Source organism: Pseudomonas sp. KNUC1026 (assembly GCF_021650705.1).
In the GTDB taxonomy this organism is placed as follows: Bacteria; Pseudomonadota; Gammaproteobacteria; order Pseudomonadales; family Pseudomonadaceae; genus Aquipseudomonas.
Genome location: NZ_CP087138.1, coordinates 2,466,175 through 2,487,675 on the forward strand (window position 1 = coordinate 2,466,175; position 21,501 = coordinate 2,487,675).

Annotated in this window: 13 protein-coding genes and 5 pseudogenes; 12 read left to right on the forward strand and 6 right to left on the reverse strand. The window is 66.7% G+C overall.

What is annotated here, in order from left to right:
- Window position 1 precedes the first annotated feature (1 nt).
- A complete protein-coding gene (locus tag LN139_RS11395) occupies window positions 2-1,609 on the reverse strand; it encodes a carboxyl transferase domain-containing protein (protein WP_236359987.1) in 1,608 nt (535 codons plus the stop codon).
- An 11-nt stretch (window positions 1,610-1,620) separates the two neighbouring features.
- A complete protein-coding gene (locus tag LN139_RS11400) occupies window positions 1,621-2,784 on the reverse strand; it encodes an isovaleryl-CoA dehydrogenase (RefSeq protein ID WP_236359989.1) in 1,164 nt (387 codons plus the stop codon).
- Between the two features lie 157 nt (window positions 2,785-2,941).
- Here LN139_RS11400 and LN139_RS11405 point away from each other — a divergent pair, with 157 nt between their 5' ends.
- The 3 genes and pseudogenes from LN139_RS11405 (at window position 2,942) to LN139_RS11415 (ending at window position 7,689) form a co-directional block, all read left to right on the forward strand.
- Complete coding sequence (locus LN139_RS11405) at window positions 2,942-3,382, forward strand: DUF2946 domain-containing protein (protein ID WP_236359991.1); 441 nt, start codon at window positions 2,942-2,944, stop codon at window positions 3,380-3,382.
- Window positions 3,383-3,518: 136 nt separating this feature from the next.
- Window positions 3,519-5,580, forward strand: a pseudogene (locus tag LN139_RS11410) (TonB-dependent copper receptor); the annotation flags it as partial.
- 134 nt (window positions 5,581-5,714) lie between these two features.
- A pseudogene (locus LN139_RS11415) lies at window positions 5,715-7,689 on the forward strand (TonB-dependent receptor).
- Between the two features lie 165 nt (window positions 7,690-7,854).
- Here the strand turns inward: LN139_RS11415 and LN139_RS11420 are convergent.
- Window positions 7,855-8,787, reverse strand: coding sequence for a LysR family transcriptional regulator (locus LN139_RS11420; protein WP_236359993.1), 933 nt, complete (start codon window positions 8,785-8,787; stop codon window positions 7,855-7,857).
- A gap of 100 nt (window positions 8,788-8,887) precedes the next feature.
- Here LN139_RS11420 and LN139_RS11425 point away from each other — a divergent pair.
- Window positions 8,888-9,303, forward strand: a pseudogene (locus tag LN139_RS11425) (RidA family protein).
- A gap of 201 nt (window positions 9,304-9,504) precedes the next feature.
- On the opposite strand, the gene LN139_RS11430 reads toward LN139_RS11425, so the two are convergent.
- From LN139_RS11430 to LN139_RS11440, 3 genes are read right to left on the reverse strand one after another with little or no spacing between them, the layout of a single operon-like run.
- Entirely contained in the window at window positions 9,505-10,311 is an 807-nt protein-coding gene (locus LN139_RS11430; protein WP_236359995.1) for a formylglycine-generating enzyme family protein, read from the reverse strand.
- Window positions 10,312-10,318: 7 nt separating this feature from the next.
- A complete protein-coding gene (locus LN139_RS11435; RefSeq protein ID WP_236359997.1) occupies window positions 10,319-12,196 on the reverse strand; it encodes a hypothetical protein in 1,878 nt (625 codons plus the stop codon).
- Window positions 12,079-12,684 carry a hypothetical protein gene (locus LN139_RS11440; RefSeq protein WP_236359999.1) on the reverse strand — a complete coding sequence of 202 codons (606 nt, stop codon included), beginning with the start codon at window positions 12,682-12,684 and terminating at the stop codon, window positions 12,079-12,081. Before LN139_RS11440 ends, LN139_RS11435 begins: the two co-directional genes overlap by 118 nt.
- A gap of 161 nt (window positions 12,685-12,845) precedes the next feature.
- Here LN139_RS11440 and LN139_RS11445 point away from each other — a divergent pair, with 161 nt between their 5' ends.
- The 8 genes and pseudogenes from LN139_RS11445 to LN139_RS11480 all read left to right on the forward strand — a co-directional run.
- Window positions 12,846-14,417: a sensor domain-containing diguanylate cyclase gene (locus tag LN139_RS11445; protein WP_236360001.1), complete on the forward strand. Its 1,572-nt coding sequence runs from the start codon at window positions 12,846-12,848 to the stop codon at window positions 14,415-14,417.
- Between the two features lie 159 nt (window positions 14,418-14,576).
- Window positions 14,577-14,729 carry a BapA/Bap/LapF family prefix-like domain-containing protein gene (locus LN139_RS11450; RefSeq protein WP_236360004.1) on the forward strand — a complete coding sequence of 51 codons (153 nt, stop codon included), beginning with the start codon at window positions 14,577-14,579 and terminating at the stop codon, window positions 14,727-14,729.
- Complete coding sequence (locus tag LN139_RS11455) at window positions 14,723-15,106, forward strand: BapA/Bap/LapF family prefix-like domain-containing protein (RefSeq protein WP_236360006.1); 384 nt, start codon at window positions 14,723-14,725, stop codon at window positions 15,104-15,106. The genes LN139_RS11450 and LN139_RS11455 overlap by 7 nt, the downstream gene beginning before the upstream one ends.
- A 2-nt stretch (window positions 15,107-15,108) precedes the next feature.
- A pseudogene (locus tag LN139_RS11460) lies at window positions 15,109-17,523 on the forward strand (Ig-like domain-containing protein); the annotation flags it as partial.
- A gap of 106 nt (window positions 17,524-17,629) precedes the next feature.
- Window positions 17,630-18,724 (forward strand): Ig-like domain-containing protein, encoded by a 1,095-nt coding sequence (locus LN139_RS11465; protein ID WP_236360008.1) that lies wholly within the window; start codon window positions 17,630-17,632, stop codon window positions 18,722-18,724.
- Entirely contained in the window at window positions 18,661-19,767 is a 1,107-nt protein-coding gene (locus LN139_RS11470; protein WP_236360010.1) for an Ig-like domain-containing protein, read from the forward strand. Before LN139_RS11465 ends, LN139_RS11470 begins: the two co-directional genes overlap by 64 nt.
- Window positions 19,679-20,182, forward strand: coding sequence for an Ig-like domain-containing protein (locus LN139_RS11475; RefSeq protein WP_236360370.1), 504 nt, complete (start codon window positions 19,679-19,681; stop codon window positions 20,180-20,182). The genes LN139_RS11470 and LN139_RS11475 overlap by 89 nt, the downstream gene beginning before the upstream one ends.
- 11 nt (window positions 20,183-20,193) lie before the next feature.
- A pseudogene (locus tag LN139_RS11480) lies at window positions 20,194-21,488 on the forward strand (Ig-like domain-containing protein); the annotation flags it as partial.
- Window positions 21,489-21,501 lie beyond the last annotated feature (13 nt).

The window sequence follows — 21,501 nt, forward strand, 5'->3', positions numbered from 1 at the left end:
GTCACATCCTCAACACGCCGAAGGTGGTCGGCTGCGCCGGGGCGTTCTGGCTGGCGGCCAGGGCCAGGGCCAGCACCTCGCGGGTCTGGGCCGGGTCGATGACGCCGTCGTCCCAGAGCCGGGCGCTGGAATAGAAGGCATGGGCCTGCTGCTCGTACTGGGCCACGATCGGCTGCTTGATGCGCTCGGCCTGGGCGTCGTCGAACGGCTGCCCGGCGCGGGCGGCCTGCTCGCGCTTGACCTGCACCAGCACGCCCGCTGCCTGCTCGGCGCCCATCACGCCGATCCGCGCATTGGGCCACATCCACAGGAACCGCGGGTCGTAGGCCCGCCCGCACATGCCGTAGTTGCCGGCCCCGTAGCTGCCGCCGATGATCACGGTGAATTTCGGCACCCGCGCGCAGGCCACTGCCGCTACGAGCTTGGCACCGTGCTTGGCGATGCCGCCCTCTTCGTACTTCTTGCCGACCATGAAGCCTGTGATGTTCTGCAGGAACAGCAACGGGATGCCACGCTGGCAGGCCAGCTCGATGAAGTGCGCACCCTTTTGCGCAGCTTCCGCGAAGAGAATCCCGTTGTTGGCCAGGATGCCCACCGGGTGGCCGTGCAGGTGGGCAAAGCCGCACACCAGCGTGGTGCCGAACAACGCCTTGAATTCGTCCAGCTCGCTGCCATCGACCAACCGTGCGATCACCTCGCGCACCTCGAAGGCCTGGCGCGGGTCACTGGGCACGATGCCGTGCAGCTCGCTGGCCGGGTACAAAGGCAGGCGTGGCGGCTTGAGCACCAGGCTGCCCAGCGGGCGGAAGTTGAGGTTGGCGATGCAGCGCCGCGCCAATGCCAAAGCGTGAGCGTCGTCCTCGGCGTAATGATCGGCCACGCCCGAAATACGGCAATGCACGTCCGCGCCACCGAGGGCCTCGGCCGTCACCTCCTCGCCGGTGGCAGCCTTGACCAAGGGCGGGCCTGCGAGAAAGATCGTCGCCTGCTCGCGCACCATGATGGTTTCGTCGCTCATGGCCGGCACATAGGCACCGCCCGCAGTGCAGGAGCCCATCACCACGGCGATCTGGGCGATGCCTTGGGCACTCAGGTTGGCCTGGTTGAAGAAGATCCGCCCGAAATGCTCACGGTCAGGGAACACCTCTTCCTGGCGTGGCAGGTTGGCGCCGCCGGAGTCCACCAGATAAATGCAGGGCAAGCGGTTCTGCTCGGCGATGGCTTGCGCGCGCAGGTGTTTTTTCACGGTCAGCGGGTAATAGGTGCCGCCTTTGACCGTAGCGTCGTTGGCCAGGATCATGCACTGCACTCCCTCCACCTGGCCGATGCCGGCGATGAGGCCGGCGGCGGGCACGGCCTCGTCGTACACCTCCCAGGCGGCCAGCGCGCCGATCTCGAGAAAAGACGAACCAGGATCGAGCAAGCGGTCGATGCGCTCGCGCGGCAGCAGCTTGCCCTTGCCCTGGTGGCGTGCCTGGGCGGCTTCGCCACCGCCCATTGCAATCGCGCGGGTGAGTTCGCCGAGCTGCGCCAGGTGCTCGGCCATGGCCTGGGCATTGCGCGCGAACGCGTCGCCCCGGGTGTCCAGTTGGGTCGTCAAGGTTGCCATGGGCGCGCTCCTCAGCGGGTTTCGTTGAACAGCTCGCGGCCGATGAGCATGCGGCGGATTTCGCTGGTGCCCGCGCCGATCTCGTAGAGCTTGGCGTCGCGCAGCAGGCGCCCGGTGGGGAATTCGTTGATGTAGCCGTTGCCGCCGAGGATCTGGATCGCCTCCAGGGCCATCTGCGTGGCGCGTTCGGCGGTGTAGAGAATCACCCCGGCGGCGTCCTTGCGCGTCGCCTCGCCACGGTCACAGGCCTGGGCCACGGCGTAGAGGTAGGCCCGGCTGGCATTGAGCTGGGTGTAGAGGTCGGCCACCTTGCCCTGGATGAACTGGAACTCGCCGATCGGCTGGCCGAACTGCTGGCGCTGGTGGACGTAGGGCAGCACCACGTCCAGGCAGGCTTGCATGATCCCCACCGGGCCGCCGGAGAGCACCACCCGTTCGTAGTCCAGGCCGCTCATCAGCACCTTCACCCCGCCGTGCTCGGCGCCCAGGATGTTCTCCTCAGGCACCTCGACGTCGTCGAAAAACAGCTCGCAGGTGTTGGAACCGCGCATGCCGAGCTTGTCGAACTTGCTGCCCTGGCTGAAGCCCTTGAAGCCCCGCTCGACGATGAACGCCGTAATGCCGTGGGCGCCGCGCGCCGGGTCGGTCTTGGCGTAGATCACATAGGTGTTGGCGTCGGGGCCGTTGGTGATCCAGGTCTTGCTGCCGTTGAGCACGAAGCGGTCGCCCTTGCGTTCGGCGCGCAGGCGCATCGACACCACGTCGGAGCCCGCATTGGGCTCGCTCATGGCCAGCGCGCCGACGTGCTCGCCGCTCACCAGCGGCGGCAGATAGCGGGCCTTCTGCGCCGCAGTGCCATTGCGGTGGATCTGGTTCACGCAGAGGTTGGAGTGGGCGCCATAGGACAACGCCACCGAGGCAGAGCCGCGGCTGATTTCTTCCATGGCCACCACGTGGGCCAGGTAGCCCAGCGAGGCGCCGCCATATTCCTCGGCCGCGGTGATGCCCAGCAGGCCCATTTCGCCCAGCTTGAGCCAGAGGTCGGCAGGGAAGGCATTGCTCTGGTCGATGTCGGCGGCGCGCGGGGCGATGTGGGTGGCGACGAAGGTTTGCAGGTGTTCGCGAAGCATGTCGAGGGTTTCGCCGAGGGCGAAATTCAAACCGTGGCAGGTCATGGGGCACCTATGGTCAGCCAATTCTTATTGTCGTGGCCCGGCAGCGGAGTTGCCGGCATGCCCTTGAGCATAGAAGGCAATCGTTGCCACGAAGGCGCCAAACGCGCCAATTTGTCGCACTGGCCCGCACCTTGGCGCAGTGGTAAATTCCGCGCCCATGAACGCGACCCGCTCTCATCTTTCATCCTGGGCCTGTGCCTTGCTGCTGCTCGTGCTGCTCAACGGGCTGGCGTGCGGCATCGGCCACGGGCAGATGATGAGTGCGATGTTCATGCCGTTGCCGGCCACCCAAAGCGAACACGCCGGCATGTCCATGGACATGAACATGAACATGAACATGCACGCCGGCAGCAACGCCAAGATGCCCATGGCTGGCCACGGCCAGCCCTCGAACAGCGACCACAGCGCACCGATGCCGGGCATGCACTCGCTGTTCAGCGACTGTTTTTTCGCAGGCTCCCTGCCCCTGGCACTGCTGCTGTTCACCGTGCTCGGCTGGCTGCTGCGCCACCGCAGCCGCCGCTTGCCCCTGCCGTTGCAGCTTTGCCTGCCCTGCCCCCGCTTCGCCCTGCCGGGCCTGAACCCGCGCGCGCCCTGACTCGTTCCCGCTCCTGCCCACACTGCCCACGCCCGTGACCCGCGGCGCGCGCCCTTGCGCGTGCCGGCGTCACTGCGTGCGGCCGCCCCTAGAGCGTCTGGCCGCCTGCGCGGCCCTCGAACAGATAACGGACATCATGCGCATCTACTGCAACCCCTATCGCCTGGCCCCACTGGCCATCGCCCTCGCCGCCACCACTTGCGTTCAGGCTGAGGAAAACCCCAATGACAGCCTGCTGCTGTCGCCCACCGTGATCACCGCAGTGCAGCAACAGTCGCCACTGACCATCGTCACCAACCCCAAGGACGCCCGCCAGCCGGTGCCGGCCAGCGACGGCACCGACTACCTCAAGACCATCCCCGGCTTTGCCGCCATCCGCAACGGCGGCACCAACGGCGATGCGGTGCTGCGCGGGATGTTCGGCTCGCGGCTGAACCTGCGCACCAACGGCGGCCTGATGCTCGGCGCCTGCCCCTATCGCATGGACAACCCCAGCTCGTACATCGCCCCGGAGACCTTCGACAAACTCACCGTGATCAAAGGCCCGCAGACCGTGCAATGGGGCCCGGGCGCCTCGGCCGGTACGGTGCTGTTCGAGCGCGAGCCGGAGCACTTCGAGCAGCTTGGCGGGCGCCTGAATGCCAGCGCACTGGCCGGCTCCAACGGCCGTTTCGACCGCGTGCTGGACGGTGCCATCGGCGGGCCGCAGGGCTACCTGCGGCTGGTGGGCAACAGCAGCCAGGCCGACGACTACCAGGACGGCGGCGGCCACACCGTGCCCTCGCGCTGGAACAAGTGGAACGGCGACCTGGCCGTGGGCTGGACGCCCGATGCCGACACCCTGCTCGAACTCAGCGCCGGCACCGGCAACGGCGAGGCCCGCTACGGCGGGCGCAGCATGGACGGCTCGCAGTTCGAGCGGCAAAGCCTTGGCCTGCGTTTCGAAAAGCGCAACCTGGGCGGCGCGCTGGAAAAGCTCGAAGCCAACCTCTACTACAACTATGCCGACCACATCATGGACAACTTCCGCCTGCGCGCACCCGACCCGAGCGGCATGATGCCGATGCCCATGGCCTCGCAGGTCGACCGCCGCACCCTGGGCGGGCGCCTGGCCGCGAGCTGGCGCCTGGGTGACTGGGAACTGGTCAGCGGCGTGGACGCCCTGCGCAGTGAGCACCGCGCGCGCAACTCCCGCTACGACATGATGACCCAGGCCTACACCGACACCGACGCCTTCCCCTGGCAAAAGGACGCGGTGATGCACAACTACGGCGCTTTCGGCGAGGCCACCTGGCACGCCAGCGAGCAGAGCCGTGTGGTCACCGGCGCGCGGCTGGACCGCAGCGACGCCGTCGACAGCCGCGCCACCTTGAGCAGCATGGGCATGAGCCGGCCCAACCCCAGCGCTGGCGAGCGCCGCGCCGAGACGTTACCCAGCGGCTTCGCCCGCTATGAGCACGACCTGGCCGATTCCCCCACCACGCTCTATGCCGGCATAGGCCACGTTCAGCGCTTCCCGGACTACTGGGAGCTGTTCTCCGCCGGCAACGGCCCAGCGGGCTCAGCCAACGCCTTCGAAGGCATCACGCCTGAGAAAACCACCCAGCTCGACTTCGGTGCGCAATACAACGGCGACCGCCTGCAAGCCTGGGCCTCGGGCTACGCGGGGTGGTGCGCGATTTCATCCTGTTCGACTACAGCACCCGCATGGGCATGAGCCGTTCGCAGGCGCGCAATGTCGATGCGCGCATCGCCGGCGGCGAGCTGGGCGCCAGCTACCGCCTCAGCGACCAGTGGAAAACAGACGCGACCCTGGCCTACGCCTGGGGCGAAACACCAGCGACCACCGGGCGTTGGCGCAGATGCCGCCGCTGGAGGCGCGCCTGGGCCTGACCTGGGCACGGCAGAACTACAGTGCCGGCGCGCTCTGGCGCGTGGTTGCGGCGCAGAACCGCGTGGCGGTGGGCAACGGCAACGTGGTCGGCCAGGATTTCGGCAGCACGCCGGGTTTCGGTGTGTTCTCGCTCAATGGGGCCTACCGGCTGAACGCGCATTTCAAGCTCAGCGCGGGTGTCGACAACCTGCTGGGTAAAACCTACACCGAGCACCTGAACCTGGCCGGCGATGCGGGCTTCGGCTTCCCTGGCGACCGCGCATTGCCCGAGCCTGGCCGCACCTTCTGGACCAAGGTGGACGTCGAGCTACTGAGCCACGTGCGCTGCATCGCTTATTTGCACCGCCAGCGCAGCGCCGCTGGCGGCCTATCGCCCTGCCCGGATTTTTTCAGATGCGCACTACATTGCCTTTTACCTGCCTGCCGCTGTGCCTGTTGATGGCCCACGCCCAGGCCGGCGACCAGAACTCGGTATTCACCCTGGGAACGGTCGACATTCAGGCCGCCCAGAGCGGCCCGCTCGATGCCCGCGACGTGTACAGCTCGGTGGACGTGATCGGTGCCGACCTGCTGGAGCGCCAACCCGCTGCCTACAGCTGGGAACTGTTCAACCGCGCCCCTGGCGTGCTGCTGACCGAGTTCAACCAAGGCACCACCTCCGGCAAGATTTCCTTTCGCGGCTTCAACGGCGAAGGTGAAGTCAACGCCGTGAAGCTGTTGATCGACGGCATCCCCAGCAACAGCAACGACGGCAACATGCCGTTCATGGACATGGTGTTCCCGCTGGAGCTCGAGCGCCTGGAGGTGGTGCGCGGCACCAGCGACCCACGCTATGGGCTGAACAACATCGCCGGCAACGTCAACATGGTCACCCGCAACGGCGGCAACTACAGCACCGCGCGGGTGCGCTACGGCAGCTTCGGCACCCGTGAAACCCAGTACGTACAAGGCGTCGAAACGGCCAACTGGACGCAGAACTACCTGCTGGCCTGGCAGAACAGCGACGGCTACCGCAGCCACGCCCAGGCCGACCGTTATTCGCTGGCCGGCAAGTGGTTCTACAGCCCGGACAACGGCGCCTGGAAAGCCGGCCTGATCGCTCGCCATTACGAGGCGCAGGCCGACGAGCCCGGCTACCTCGCCCGAGCCACCGCCGACGCCCACCCCGCAGGCACCAACCCCTGGAACGACAGCGACCAGGGCACCCGGCGCATGAACCAGCTCAGCCTGCACCTGAACGCCAACCTCGCCGATGAGCTGTCGTGGGCCTCGAAGGCCTACATCAACACCTTCGACGACCAGCGCTGGACGCGTTACTGGGTCGCCAGCACGCAACAGGAACGCGACGCTGCCGAGCGCCAGAGCGGCGCGGTGAGCAGCCTGACCTGGCGGCCCGAGGTGCAGCCGCTGCACAGCTTCGCCCTGGAAGGCGGCGCCGACTACCAACACCAGGCCAACCACAGCGACCGCTATCGCACGGTTGAACGCCAGCGCCTGGCGCAAACCCGCGGCCAGCAGTTCAGCTTCGACACCTATGGCGCCTATGTGCAGGCGGTGATCGAGCCGGTCGAATCGCTCAAGCTGGTGCCGGCCTACCGGGTCGACCGCATCGGCGGCGATTTCACCAATCAGCTCACCGGTACAAGAGCCGATATCAACGACTACGGCACAATCCGCCAGCCCAAGTTCAGCGTGGTCTACAGCCCCTGGCGCCAGGCGAGCCTTTACGCAAACTGGGGCCGCACCTTTCAGGTGGGCACCGGCGCGGCAGCGTACAAGGTGCCGCCGCGCTCGGCCGACCTTGCGCCCTCGATCAACGAAGGTTGGGAAACCGGGTGAAGTTCACCCCGCCCGCTGGCTCGACGGCCGCGTCGCAATGTGGCGCCAGGACGCCAGCGGCGAGGTGAGCCGGCGCCTGAACGACCCCAGCGGGGATTCGGACAACGTCGGGCAGACCCGCCGCTGGGGCTACGACCTGCAACTCAACGCACACCCCGATGAGCGCTGGGACCTGTGGCTGGCCTACACCTGGCAGTATTCGAAGATCCTCGAACCCAGCAACACGCTGCCGGCCAGCAAGGGCCAGGAGATCGACCATGTGCCGCACCACCTGTACAACGCAGGCGCCGGTTACCAGCTCACCCCGAGCCTGGCGCTCAATGGCTGGCTCAACGGGCAGACAGCCTATTACCTGGAGCGCGAAAACACCCAGGGGCAATACGGAGGCTATGTGCTGTTGAACATGAGTGCGGTGTGGCAGGCCAGCAAAGCGCTCAGCCTGGACCTTACACTGAAGAACCTCGCCAACCGTCAATACGCCTACGTGTGGTTCGATCCGGACGGGGCACGGGCGCCGCTGTTTTCACCGGGTGATGGGCGGGCGGTGTACCTGGGGGCGACGCTGGAGCTGTGAAGTCGCGCGGCAAGCCGCCCTCCCACCGTGTGATCGCCGCTGCTGGAACCCGGTGGGAGGCCGGCTAGCCGAGCGACCTGGGGGTGACCTTGGAGCTGTGAAGTCGCGCGGCAAGCCGCCCTCCCACCGGGTGATCGCCGCTGCTGGGACCCGGTGGGAGGCCGGCTAGCCGGGCGACGCGCTGTCCTGCGAGGCAGGCTGAATAGCCTGGATTACCTGCTCTACCCACTCGATGAACACCCGCAATCGCGCACTCGGGTGCCGATTCGGGCGCCAGGCCATGTGCAGGGGCATCGGCGTGATGCTCCAACCTTCGAACAGGGGCACAAGTGTCCCCTGTTCGACGGCCTCGCGCACCATGTAGCACGGCAGCACGATCACCCCGGCCCCCGCCAACCCGGCCGCCAGGCACGCAGTGCCGTCGTCGAGCGTGAGCCGAACCCGCCCTTGCCAGCTCACGCTGTGCTCGCCCTGATGCAGCGTCACCGGCAGCGCGCGGCCCTGGCGTGCTCCGCGAAACCCCACCCGCCAATGCGGCGGCTGATCGAGCTCCGAGGGATGCTGCGGATGCCCATAGCGGTCCAGATAGCCAGGCGCCGCCCATACGCCCATGGCAAGTGCAGGCAACGGCCGCGCCACCAGCCCAAGGTCGCTCAAAACGCCCCCGCGGATCACGCAATCGACACTTTCATCGATCAGGTCCACATGCCGGTCGCTGACGCCCATGTCCAGCTCAATGCCAGGGTAACGTGCCAGAAACGCCGGCAGCGCCGGCAACAGCACCTGCCGCGCCAGCGGGCCGGGCACGTCCACCCGCAGCCGCCCGGCCGGCCGCTGTGCATCACTGGACAGATCAGCCTCGACCGCCTGCAGGTCGCCGAGCAGGCGCACCACCTGCTCGTAATAGCGCGCGCCCTCGGCGGTGAGGTTCACCTTGCGCGTGGTGCGGTTGAGCAGGCGCACCCGCAACCGCGCCTCCAGCTGCTGCACTAGCTGAGTGACGGTGGTTTTGCTCAGGTGAAGAGTGTTGGCAGCCTGGGTGAAGCTGCCGGTTTCCACCACACGGGCGAAGGCCTGCATTGCGTCGAAACGGTCCATGATCGTTTGGCTCTGGCAAACAGTGCTGGCCAGTGTTTCCCATTTATCGGCGAAACGCAGCCCCCTAGAGTGGTGCTACCGCCATCAGAGGAGTTGAACCATGCCCGCACGTGATGTGGTGTTTCCCGCCGGCCGCCAGGCCCTGTACGAACGTAATCGCTATTCACCTGCCGTGCGCAGCGGTGGCCTGCTGTTCGTCTCCGGCCAGGTCGGCAGCCGCGAAGACGGCTGGCCGGAGCCGGAGCTCGAGGCCCAGGTGCACCGCGCCTTCGAGAACCTCAACGCGGTGTTGGCCGCAGCGGGCTGCACGTTCGATGACGTACTGGATGTGACCGTGTTCATCGTCGATCCCGAGCGGCACTTCGAACGTATCTGGGCGCTGGTGCCGCAGTATTGGGGCAGGCGCCTTATCCCACGCTGACGGGCGTGGGGGTTACGTGGCTGTATGGGTTTGTGTTCGAGATCAAGGTGATTGCGCGGGTGCCGGAGGGGCCAGCCCAGAGACAGGAGGAATGAAGATCTGTTTGTGCTTTTTCAGGCAGAGGGATCGACATTGAGTACGCAGCGGGCCGTCTTGCCCGTTACAAGTTTCAATTTTCCCCTGCGATCTCCAAGGGCAACGTCGTACTTGGGGGCGCATAACTGCGGTAGACCGTCCAGGCTTTGAGGATCGGGTACTGAGGTATGTAAAGACCTCGGTGGACTTTCGCGTACTCGTCATTGGTGTCTGGGCTTTTGTAAACAGGGCCGGCCGGCCCGGTGGGGTTGGCCACCGGGGAGTACTCGGTAATAGTCCGGGTCGTACCAATCGTTGACCCATTCAGTGCCACCATCGGTCATATCGTAGAGGCCCAAAGGGTTGGGAGGGAAAGAGGCCACGGGCATACCTGCCTCAGCGTTGGGAATGCCCGCCTCGCGTGTGAACTCAAGCCTGTTTCTGTAGAACGCCACATTGAGCCCTATGACGTCATCGTGGAGGTCTCCACCATTTTCGAACCTCCAACTGCCATTATCCGTGGCGACGGGAACAGGGCCACCCAGGTTTCTGGCTGCATATTCCCATTGCGCTTCCGTCGGCAATCCATAAGGTTGCCCGGACACATTGGCCAGCCAGGCGCAAAAATCGTGAGCTTGATACCAGTCCAGATAGGCCGGCATTTGTGCAAGACGCCCCTGATTGGCGGGCAACCCCTCGGATTCACTCGACTCTCTGTTAGATAGAAAGAAGTCGAACTCTGCCATCGTCACTTTATGAGGTGACATCCAGAATCCATCCAGCGCTACCTTGTGAACAGGAAGGTTTACGTTTCTTCCGTGTTTATGCCAGAGACTGCCGTTGAACTCCCCATCGTAATCCCCCATTGAAAAACTGCCGGCGGGAATGGCGACAAGCTGCTGTTTGAACCGGCCAGCGAATTCGGCTATAGGGTCTCTACCCTCGTGACGTTCTGCAAACCCTTTCATACCAAACAGCAACCCTACCAAACTCATCAAGCAAAAAAGAATCTTCTGATATCGGCTCATGACAAGATCACTCCCCGCCATCAAATTCTTCGAATGTTGATATCGCAGGGTAAGCGCTATTTACGCCCTGGCAGATTTTGTAGTAATAAGTATCATTGAAACATATAGCAAACCCCGGGCTTTCTCTTTTCTTCAACCGACTTTCAAACGCCATCATTTCTTCATTGGCCTTCTGTTTGGCTCGTTCAACAACCTCCTCTCCATGCTTGCTCACAAGCTCACTTTCAAGCTCATGGATATGCTGGTGCTGATCGAGACCGATTTTCAGAAACGCCACCAGCGTGCCCCTGTTTTCTTGTACAACCGACTCTCGCACTGCGGCAGGAGCAGCACCAGATGGGCCAAATCGGTAAAGAATGCATTTCCACTCCGCAAGCGTCTGCACGCTTCTGAGCACTTCGAGCACTGCTTTTTTACGTATAGCGTATTTGTCGAAGACTTTGCCTTTGACCACATCCATCGCATGTCCGAATCGATCCCAGGCTGTATTTCGAGTCAAGAGATAGAGCAATATTGATTTTGCCTCAGGGGTCATGCACAGCAATTGCTCGCTTCTCGATATCGTGTTGGCAGCAAGCTCATTTCTTTCTCGGACCGACTGAACATTTCCCTTAACCGTATCAACCAACTGAGTTATTTTTTGCGAGAAAAACTCACTCACCGCTCCCTTGTTGCCGGCCTCGAGCGAAAACACATTCAGTGCTGGCTCCGGCCCAATCAGAATGTGCAGCAGGCTGTACTTCGTAAAAAAATCAAACGTACCATCATCCAAAAAACTCAACCGCCGATAGTTCACCAAGTACAACTGATACACCAACCAGACCGCAAACTCCCCCATATTCTTCGCACTCACTTCCGCCTCGAACGCCCCCTTCGCCCCCACCCCGCCACACACACTCGCCGACACGTGAAAACAGAACTTCCCGTTCACGAACTTGCAGAAGAACTTCGCCCCGGCGCCCTTTCCCAGCAACCCGCTGATCTGCTGGCTGATCGAGCAGAAGTCCACGTACTCGGCCGCCTTGTCCGTGGCCAGGTCCTGCGCCGGCCGGCGGTCGTGCGGGCCGATGGGTTTGAGCCATTGCACGCTGCCCTTGATTCCCAGCTGCGCGCGCACGCCAGCGAACACTTCGGCCGACACGCTCAGGCCTTCATCCTCGTCGTTCATCTGCTGGTGAAATGCCCTGCCCGTGCTGCGCTGCTCGCGAAAGCGCGGCAGCCGGCCGCCGGGCTGGCCGGTGATCGCCTGGCCGTCCCGATTGGGGGTGGTGATGACCTGCAACTGCGCCTCCAGTTGCAGGGATGCGCCTACAAAACCGCTGGCCTGGCACTCAAGAACAATGCGCAACAGCCCCAGGTCGACGATGCCATCGGCGAGCTTGAACGCCACGTGCGCGCCAAGGCGATTGGGCAGGTAGCGGGTGACCGAGGCGTGCCCCGAAGCGACGACCAGGCTGGCCGCTGCCTCAGCCTTGAGGGCAACGTTGCCTTTGCCGGGGTCGTATTCGGCGCTGGCCCCGACATTGCTGGCGTAGCGCATGAATTGCGCGGCAGCGCTGGTATCGATGTCGTTGTCGTGTTCCTTGTGGTGGACCAGGCTTTCGTTCCAGCTCTTGGCCCAGCCAAACAGCGTTTCACCAAAAATATCTGCCAGGTCACCGTTCTGATTGAGCGTTTCAAGCACCGGCGCCATGCCGGGAATGTCCTTGAGATCAGCCTTGATCACCGGGGCCCTGGCCTTGAGTTGCCTGCCCAGCCTGTCGAGGTCTACACGGCGCCTGCCGCGGTTGTCGGCCCGGTAAATGCTGTCATCACCCGTTCGGGTATCGGCGGCTCTGAGCGATACCGTGCGCAGGCGCCTGCCTTCACTGAACGCGTCATACACCCCCTTTTCGCGTAGATCAGGCGCCTGCCCAAGGCACCGGCACCGTTACGTCGCTCGCCAGCAGGCGGCCCTCGCACCACCGGCAACAGCTCGACCACATCGTCATAGCGCATGCCCTGGGTAGAGAACTCGCCCAGCTTCTCTTGCAAGCGCTTGCGCTGCGCCTCCATGGTTTGCTCGGCTACGTCGATATCGGCGCGGCCGGCCTCCAGGCGCTGGGGCAAGGTGCCCGGGGTGGTGTACTGCTGGCCATAACGCTGCAGCGCCGAGGAGTAATCGGCCTGCGCCTGATGCAGCGTGTTCATGTCGCGCAGCATGCCCTGCCAATGCACCTCGAACGCACCGGCGGCATTGGCGTCGAGGAACACCAGCTCTTCAGTATCGGGCCGGAAATACAGCTGCCCGGAGGTGTGCCTGGCCTGCACCAGGGCGCCCTCCTGAGTGGGGATCAGCGTTGCCAGGGGCGCAGGGTCGGCGGCAGGTTTCATCACATCATTCCGAACGGGTAAAGGGCGGCCGGCAGCTTCAGGCCAGCGCCACCCCGGCACAATCGGACGGCTCCGAAACTCGCCCCCGGTGCCCACGCCTCAAGGCCTGCAGGCCGCTGCCGATAGCCTTATCGCCCCTCTTCTCGCATAGGCCCCGCACCGTGCCGCTGTTTCGCACCCGAGCCACCGCCCGGCCCATCGCCGGCATCGACAGTGCGCACCGCCCGGACACCCTGCGCCTGGCGCTGGCGTTCGTGCTGCTGGTGGTGGCGGTGATCCTGTCGCTGGAGGGCTGGCGGCTGTGGCGCGACTACCACCGCACCTACGAGCTGGCACAGGTTACGGTCAGCAACCTCACCCGTGCCACCAGCCAGCACGCCGAAGACGCCATCCGCGAGGTCGACGGCCTGACCGCCGGGATCTCCGAGCGGTTGCTGGGCGACGGCCTGGCCAACATGAACGTGCCGCGCTTGCAGGCATTGCTCAAACAGCAGGTCGGCATCATGCCGCAGTTGTCGGGGCTGTTCGTGTTCGGTGCCGATGGGCGCTTGCTGGTGAGCAGCCTGGACCACCCCCGCGCGGACGCCAATAACGCCGACCGCGAGTATTTCATCTACCACCGTGACCACCCGGGCCTGAACTTGCATGTCGGCCCGGTAATCACCGGCCGCCAGAGCGGCCAGTTGGTGATTCCGATCTCGCGGCGCATGAACAACCCGGATGGCTCTTTTGCCGGGGTGTTTCTCGGCACCTTGAGCGTGAGCTACTTCCTCAACTACTACGACGGCTTCAAGGTCGATGAGCACAGCGTGTTCGCCCTGGCCCTGAGCGACGGCACGTTGCTGGCGCGGCGCCCCTTCGACATGAGCCTGGTGGGCAAGAGCCTGGCCGGCAGCGCTCTGTTTCGCCAGTACCTGCCGCTGGCGCCGGAAGGGCTGGCCGAAGCGCGCTCGGTGATCGACGGCACCGAGCGGCTCTACAGCTACCGGACCCTCACCGGCTACCCGCTGGTGGTCGACGCCGGCCTTGCCCGCGATAGCGTTTTGCGGCCCTGGTACCGTGACCTGGCGCGCACGTTGATCGTGCTCGGCGGCCTGTTACTGGGGCTGGCGCTGTTGGCGCGGGTGCTGTTGCGCCAGTTGCGAGCGCGCCAGTTGATTGAAGACCAGTTGCGCGACGCCCATCACGCGTTGCAGGAAATGGCCCTGCAAGACAGCCTCACCGGCCTGGGCAACCGCCGCCGGCTCGATCAGCGGCTGCCGGAAGAAATTGCCCGTGCCCAACGCACGGGCGAGGCCCTGGCGCTGGTGATGCTCGACATCGACCACTTCAAGCGCTTCAACGACTGCTATGGCCACCCGGCCGGCGACGCTTGCCTGCGCCAGGTGGCCGAAGCCATCAAAGGCGTGCTCAAGCGCCCAAGCGACCTCGCCGTGCGCTACGGCGGCGAGGAAATCACCGTGTTGCTGCCCGGCACCGACGCCGCCGGCGCCTGCCAGATGGCTGAAGACATTCTCCAGGCCATCCGCGACCTGCGCATCGAGCACCGCGAGCACCCGGAGGGCTACGTGACCGCGAGCGCTGGCGTACATGCCTGCGTACCTGCCCAGGCACCCTGCAGTGCCGCCTCACTGCTCAAAGCGGCTGACGCCGCACTCTACCTGGCCAAGCACAGCGGGCGTGACCGCTGGCGCATGGCCGGGATCGACGGGCTGTTCAGCCCCGCCCGCTAAGCCGCGACACCAGCGCTTAGCACGCAAACCGTTTGTTTTCTGAGCAACTGGTCAAGTTGCGGCACTTTGCTATACCTGCCTATGGATCCACATTTCTCGCAGGAAGCGGCCGAAACTCTATCAGGCGCACTTCTGCGGGCAGGTCAGGCAGGAGTCGTAATGGATAACATCGTCGTCGCCGACAAGGCCAGTGAACAGATCAGCGAAAGCGCGTGGGGCAATGTCAACCTCAACACCCCTGGCGTAGTCAAGGTTCCCGCATCCCGCAACAGGTTGCCAGTGTCAGCCGCAGCGGGCAGAACCTGGTGGTGACCCTCAAGAGCGGTGAGCAGACCACCCTCGGCAATTTCTTCGCCACCAACCCTCAGGGCGTGGGCAGCGACATCGTTTTCGAAGGCGAAGACGGTGCGCTCTGGCAAGGCGCCTACGACGCCGAAGCGTTCAATGGCCTGACCTTCACGCAAATCAGTTCCATCGACGAGTTGATCGCCGGGGCCGGCGTGGTGGGAGTGCCACCCCCACCTGGGCCATCGCCGGGCTCGGCGCACTGGGTGCCGGCGGCACGGCGGCGGCGGCCAGCGGCCTTGCCAGCGGCGGTGGTGGCAACAATGCTGCCGGCGTCGGCGTTGGGGGGGACCAGCAGGCACCGGCAGCCCCCACTGACCTGGCCCTCTCGGGAGACGGGTTGACCTTGAGCGGCCGCGGCGAGATCGGCGCCACGGTCAATGTGCGCGACGCGTTCGGCAACCTGCTCGGCACTGCGGTGGTGGGCAGCGACGGCCGCTTCCAGGTCACGTTGAGCACGCCCCAGTTCGGCGGCCAGGCCTTGCAGGTCGACCTCACCGACAGCGCCGGCAACGTCTCTGCAGGGGTGCAGATCACAGCGCCCGGCAGCGGTGGCAACCTGGTCGAAGCAGCGACCGACCTCGCTATCAGCAACGACGGCGGCCTGCTCAGCGGCCATGGCCAGGCCGGCGCACGAGTGCGGGTATACGCGGCCAATGGCCTGCTGGTGGGTGAAGGCGTGGTGGGGGCCGACGGCCTGTTCACGCTGCGCCTGCAGCCGCCGCAGCTCGACGGCCTGGCCTTGCAGGTCACCCTGGCCGATGCCAATGGCAACCTGTCGGCCAATGCGCAGATCAATGCACCGGACCTCACCACCCCGGCCAGCCCCGGCGGCCTGGCCCTGAGTGCCGACGGCCTGCACGTGACCGGCACCAGCTTCCCCGGCTTTCGCATCCTGATCCGCAATGTGGCCGGGCGTGTGATCGGCCAAGGCCGTGCAGGCACCGATGGGCGCTTCGACGTCACCCTGGACAGCCCGCAGCTCAATGGTGAATACCTCAGCATCAGCGTCAGCAACGAGGCCGGGAACAGCTCGGCGCCCATCACCCTGCAAGCGGCCGACAGCACCAGCCCCGGGCCGGTCAGCGACCTGGTGATCGCCCCCGATGGCGGCAGCGTCTCCGGCCAGGGCGAGGCTGGCGCCACGGTGACCATCACCGATGGCAGCGGCAACGTGATCGGCACCGGCACGGTGCAGCCCAATGGCACCTTCAATGTGCCGGTGACGACACCGGTGAGCCCCGGCCAGGCGGTCAATGTCAGCCAGCAAGACCCCAGCGGCAATGCCTCCGGCACAGTGACCTCACCACCGGCCTCCGTGACCACCCCGGCGGCGCCCACCGACGTTGCCAGCAGCGCCGACGGCACGCGGGTCACCGGCAGCGCGCCGGCGGGCGCCACGGTGCAGGTGATCGACGCGGCCGGCAATGTGATCGGCACCGGCACCGCCGGCAGCGATGGCCGCTTCGACATCCAGCTGACCACTGCGCAAACCGCCGGCAATACGGTCGACGTAGTGGTGGTCGGCAGCGGTAACCAGACCTCACCTTCGGTGCCCATCGCCACCCCCGACCTCACTGCACCCGACGCACCCGCCGATGTGCTGGTGAGCGCCAACGGCGCGCTGGTGACCGGCCATGGTGAAGTGGGCGCGACGGTAACCGTGAGCGATGCCAACGGTGCCGTGCTCGGCACCGCAGCGGTAGACCTGGCAGGCGGCTTTGCCGTCACGCTGAACCCTGCACAGACCAACGGCCAGGCCTTGACCGTGACGCAGGCCGATGTGGCCGGCAACACCTCGCTGCCCGCCGCTGCCACGGCGCCAGACCTCAATGGCACGCTGACCCTGGCAGACCTGGCGCTCGATGCCGCCGGGCTGGCGCTGACCGGCGTGACCCAGCCCGGCGCCCAGGTGCAAGTGACCGCCAGCGACGGCACCGTGCTGGGCACCGCCACGGCAGCGGCCGACGGGCGCTTCAGCGTCACCCTCAGCAGCGCCCAGCTCAACGGCCAGCTGTTGCAGGTCAGCGCCAGCGACATCACCGGTGCCAGCGTGCAGGGCAGCCTCGTCGCTGCCGATGTTCAGGCACCCGACTCACCCCGCGAACTGTTGGTCAGCGCTGACGGCCTGCTGGTGACCGGGCGCGGTGAACCGGGCACCACCGCCTTGGTGCGCGCTGCCGACAACACTCTGCTGGGCACCGCACAAGTGGCCAACGACGGCACCTTCAGCGTGGTGCTCAACAGCCCACGGGTGACCGGCGAACGGCTGAGCGTGACCCATGCCGACGCCGCAGCGAACGAGTCGCTGCCTGCCACCGTGCTGACCCCGGACCTTACGCCGCCGCCTCTGCCCACCGCACTGGCCTTCAACAACGGCGCGCTCACCGGCATCGGCGAGCCGGGCGCTATCGTCACCGTGTTGGACGCAACCGGCCAAGTGCTGGGCAGCGGCCAGGTCAATCCCGATGGCAGCTTCAGCGTCAGCCTCAGCCCGGTACTGGCCAACGGCGAGCTGGTCGCGGTGAGCCTGGCCGATGCCGCCGGCAACAGCTCGGCGCCGGTTAGCCTCAATGCTCCCGACACCACCGCGCCGCTGGCGCCGCAAGCGAGCATCAGCGCCGATGGCAGCCTGGTCACCGGCACGGGTGAGCCCGGCACCACTGTCAACGTCAGCCTGGGCGGGCAAAACCTGGGCAGCATGGTGGTCGCCAGCAACGGCACCTTCAGCCTCAATCTCGCCAGCGCCCAGATCGCAGGCCAGGCGTTGCAGGTCACCCTCACCGACGCTGCGGGCAATGTCTCCCTACCGGCCGCTCTCGACGGCGCCGGACCTGTCCGGGCCGCAGGCGCCTTCGAACCTGCTGGTGATCGACGCCGGCGCCACGGTCACCGGCGTGGCCAATGCAGGCGCGCGGGTGGAGGTCCGCGATGCCGCCGGCAACCTGATCGGCTCGGCCACCGCCGGCCCACAGGGCCTGTTCAGCGTCACCTTGAACAGCCCGTTCACCAACGGCGAGGCGCTGGAAGTGCGCGCCACGCTCAATAGCCAGAGCGCCAGCGCCGGAGTGTTGGCCCCGGACACCACGGCCCCGAGCATCCCCTCGGCACTGGGGATCAGTGCCGATGGCCTGAGCCTGAGCGGCCTGGCCGAGCCGGGCAGCACTGTACAAGTCCGCGCCGTCCCCGGCGGCCCGGTGCTCGCCACCGCCGTGGCAGCGCCTGACGGCACCTTCCTTGTCATCCTGCCCAGCGCACCGGCGATTGGCGACACCCTGCTGGCCAGCGCCCAGGACGCCGCCGGCAACCTCAGCGCCGATGCCAGCGCGGTCTACAGCGGCAATGTCGCCGCTGCGCCGACCGGGCTGGCACTGTCGGCCGACGGTTTCACCGTGAGCGGGCTGGCTGCCGCCGGCAGCACCCTCACCGTCTATGGCAACGATGGCAGCGCGCTGGGCAGCGCCACCGCTGGGCCCGACGGGCGCTTCAGCGTGCTGTTGCGCACCGCCCAATCGAACGGCGAGCGCCTGCACGTCAGCGCCAGCGACGGCAGTGGTGCCACCTCGCCGGCCGCCTTGCTGCTGGCCGCCGACATCACGCCGCCGCTGGCGCCCACCGCACTCAGCCTCAATGCCGGCGGTACCCAATTGGTCGGTCACGGCGAAGCCGGCACCACGGTGACGGTGCTCGATGCCGGCGGCAATAGCCTGGGCAGCGCGCTGGTGGGGGCCAACGGGTTGTTCAGCGTCAGCCTCGCCAGCGCTCAGCTGAACGGCCAGGCCCTGCGCGCGGTGCTCACCGACGCGGCCGGCAACATCTCGCCGGCCAGCCTGCTCACCGCAGCCGACCTGACCCCTCCCCCGCACCCGCCAACCTGGCCTTCAACAGCACCGGCAGTGTGCTCAGTGGCACCGGCGAGCCTGGCGCAACGGTCACCGTCAGCAACGGCAATGGCGTGGTAGTCGCACAGGGCAGTGTCGATGCCAGCGGCAACTTCCAGGTCACCCTGCAGAACGGCCAGCTCACCGGCGCACCGGTGACGGTCACACTGACCGACGCGGCCGGCAACACGTCCGGCGCAAGCCTGATCGACACGCTGGACCGCACCGCTCCGGACGCCCTCACCCAGGTGGCGCTCAATGCAACCGGCACCGCCCTGAGCGGCCTGGGTGAGCCGGGTGCCACCGTCACCCTGCGCGACGCGGCGGGCAATGTGCTGGGCACCGCAACGGTCGGCAGCGACGCGCGTTTCACGCTCACCCTCACCGCTGCCCAGGCCAATGGCCAGGCGCTGACGGCCAGCCAGACGGACGCTGCCGGCAATACCTCGGCCCCTGTCGACCTGACCGCGCCGGACATCACCGCGCCCGCAGCCTTGACCAACCTCACGCTCAACAGCGACGGCCTGCTATTCAGCGGCTATGGCGAGCCAGGGGCCACGGTCACGGTGCGCAGCGCCGACGGCCTGACGGTGCTGGGCACTGGCACCGTACAGAACGACGGCAGCTTCAGCCTCACCCTCAATGCCGCCCAGCTCAACGGCCAGGTGCTGCGGGCAAGCCAGGCCGATGCTGCCGGCAATCTGTCGCCGAGCATCAACCTCACTGCCCCGGACTTCACACCGCCCGCCGTGCCCAGCGCCACGCTGGCGCCCAACGGGTTGACCGTGACCGGCCAGGCCGAACCCGGCAGCACGGTGCAAGTGCGCAGCGCCAGTGGTGCCGTGCTCGGCAGTGCGGTGGCCGCCAGCGACGGCAGCTACCAGGTGGCGCTGGGCAGCGCCCAGCTCAATGGTGGAGCGCCTGAGCGTCACCGCCACCGATGCGGCCGGCAACATCTCGCCTTCGCTGGCCCTGGCCGCAGCCGACACCACCCCGCCTGCACCCGTCACCCAACTGGCGCTCAGTGCCGACGGGCTGACCCTCACCGGCCTGGGCGAACCCGGTGCGACGATCAGCGTAAGCACTGCCGCCGGCACACTGCTGGGCAGCGCCGTGGCAGGTAGCGATGGGCAGTTCATCGTCACGTTCGGCAGCCCGCCCGCCGCCAGCAGCCAACTGAGCGTGATCGCCACCGACGCTGCAGGCAACGCGTCCACTGCCACCAACCTGGCAGTGCCCGACCCCGGCCAGCAGGTGCCCGCCACGCCGACCGCGCTGGTGTTGAGCGCCGACGGCCTGACCTTGACCGGCCGCGCTGACGCCGGCACTACCGTAACCGTGCGCGGCCCCGGCGGCGTGGTGCTGGGCCAGGCAGAGGTCGCCGTCGATGGCACGTTCAGCGCCAGCCTCAACAGTGCCCAGCTCAATGGCCAGGCACTGAGCGTGAGCGCCAGCGACAGCGCGGGGTCAACTCGCCCTCGGCAAGCCTCAGTGCGCCGGACGTCACCCCTCCTGCGCCGCTCACCGACCTGGCGCTGAGCTACGATGGGCTGACGCTCACCGGGCGTGGCGAGCCGGGTGCTCGCGTGACCATCACAGGGGTGGGCGGGCATACCCTGGCGGTGGCGACGGTCGCGGCGGACGGCACCTTCAGCGCCACCCTGGACAGCGCGCAGCTCAATGGCCAGGTGCTGAGCCTGCAACAGGCCGATGCGGCCAACAACGAGTCGGTGAGCGTCAACCTCACCGCGCCCGACCGCACCCCGCCGGACGCCCCGACCCAGTTGGCGGTGAGCCGGGACGGCCTGGTGCTCACCGGCAACGGTGAGCCCGGCACCACCGCAACGGTGCACGACAGCGCCGGCAACACCTTGGGCACCGGCGTGGTGCGGGTGGATGGCGGCTTCGAAGTCAACCTCAGCAGCGCCCAGGCCAATGGCCAGACCCTCTCGGTGACCCTTACCGATGCCGCCGGCAACGTCTCTCTGGCGCAGTCGGTGCAGGCCAGCGACACCACCGCGCCTCAAGCAGTGACCGATGTCGCGATAAGCGCCGACGGCCTGACCGTGACCGGCCGCGGTGAGGCGGGTGCGACCGTGACGGTGCGCGACGCTTCCGGCAACAGCCTGGGCACCGCGACCGTCGCGGGCAACGGCACCTTCAGCGCGCCGCTCAACAGCGCCCAGGTGAACGGCGAGGCGCTCACCCTGGTGCAGGCCGATGCCGCCGGCAACGTGTCGGTGCCCACGGCCTTTACCGCACCCGACACTTCGCCGCCCGCAGCCCTCGCGCAAGTGGCCATCAGCGCCAATGGCGCATTGGTGACAGGCCTCGGCGAGGCCGGCGCCACCGTGACCGTCAAGAGCGCTGCGGGGTGCTGCTGGGCACCGGCGTGGTGATGGCCAACGGCACGTTCAGCGTGGCCCTGGTGCCTGCGCAGATCAACCAGCAGGTATTGACCGTGCAGCAGGCCGACCCGCCCGGCAATGTAAGTGTGCCGACCCAGGTCACCGCACCCGACCTGACGCCGCCGGCGGCCGCGCTGAACCTGCAACTGAGCGCCGGCACCACCCTCACCGGCAGCGGCGAGGCCGGCACGGCGGTCAAGGTCACCTCCGCCAGCGGCACGCTGCTGGGCAGCGGCACAGTCGCAGCCAACGGCACCTTCAGCATTGCCCTGAGCAGCCCGCAAGCCAACGGCCAGAGCCTGCTGGTGACGCTCACCGACGCCAGCAACAACGTGTCCCCGGTCGCCACCCTGGTGGCCGCCGACACCACGCCACCGGCAGTGGCCACCAACCTGAGCCTGGCCGCGAGCGGCCTGCTGCTCAGCGGCGAGGGCGAGGCTGGCGCGCGGG

Bases quoted from the DNA above. Each gene is read 5' to 3' on its own strand.
- LN139_RS11420 (WP_236359993.1), bottom strand. From the start codon at position 8,787: ATGGACCGTTTCGACGCAATGCAGGCCTTCGCCCGTGTGGTGGAAACC.
- LN139_RS11395 (WP_236359987.1), bottom strand. From the start codon at position 1,609: ATGGCAACCTTGACGACCCAACTGGACACCCGGGGCGACGCGTTCGCG.
- LN139_RS11430 (WP_236359995.1), bottom strand. From the start codon at position 10,311: ATGAGCCGATATCAGAAGATTCTTTTTTGCTTGATGAGTTTGGTAGGG.
- LN139_RS11400 (WP_236359989.1), bottom strand. From the start codon at position 2,784: ATGACCTGCCACGGTTTGAATTTCGCCCTCGGCGAAACCCTCGACATG.
- LN139_RS11440 (WP_236359999.1), bottom strand. From the start codon at position 12,684: ATGAAACCTGCCGCCGACCCTGCGCCCCTGGCAACGCTGATCCCCACT.
- LN139_RS11450 (WP_236360004.1), top strand. From the start codon at position 14,577: ATGGATAACATCGTCGTCGCCGACAAGGCCAGTGAACAGATCAGCGAA.
- LN139_RS11405 (WP_236359991.1), top strand. From the start codon at position 2,942: ATGAACGCGACCCGCTCTCATCTTTCATCCTGGGCCTGTGCCTTGCTG.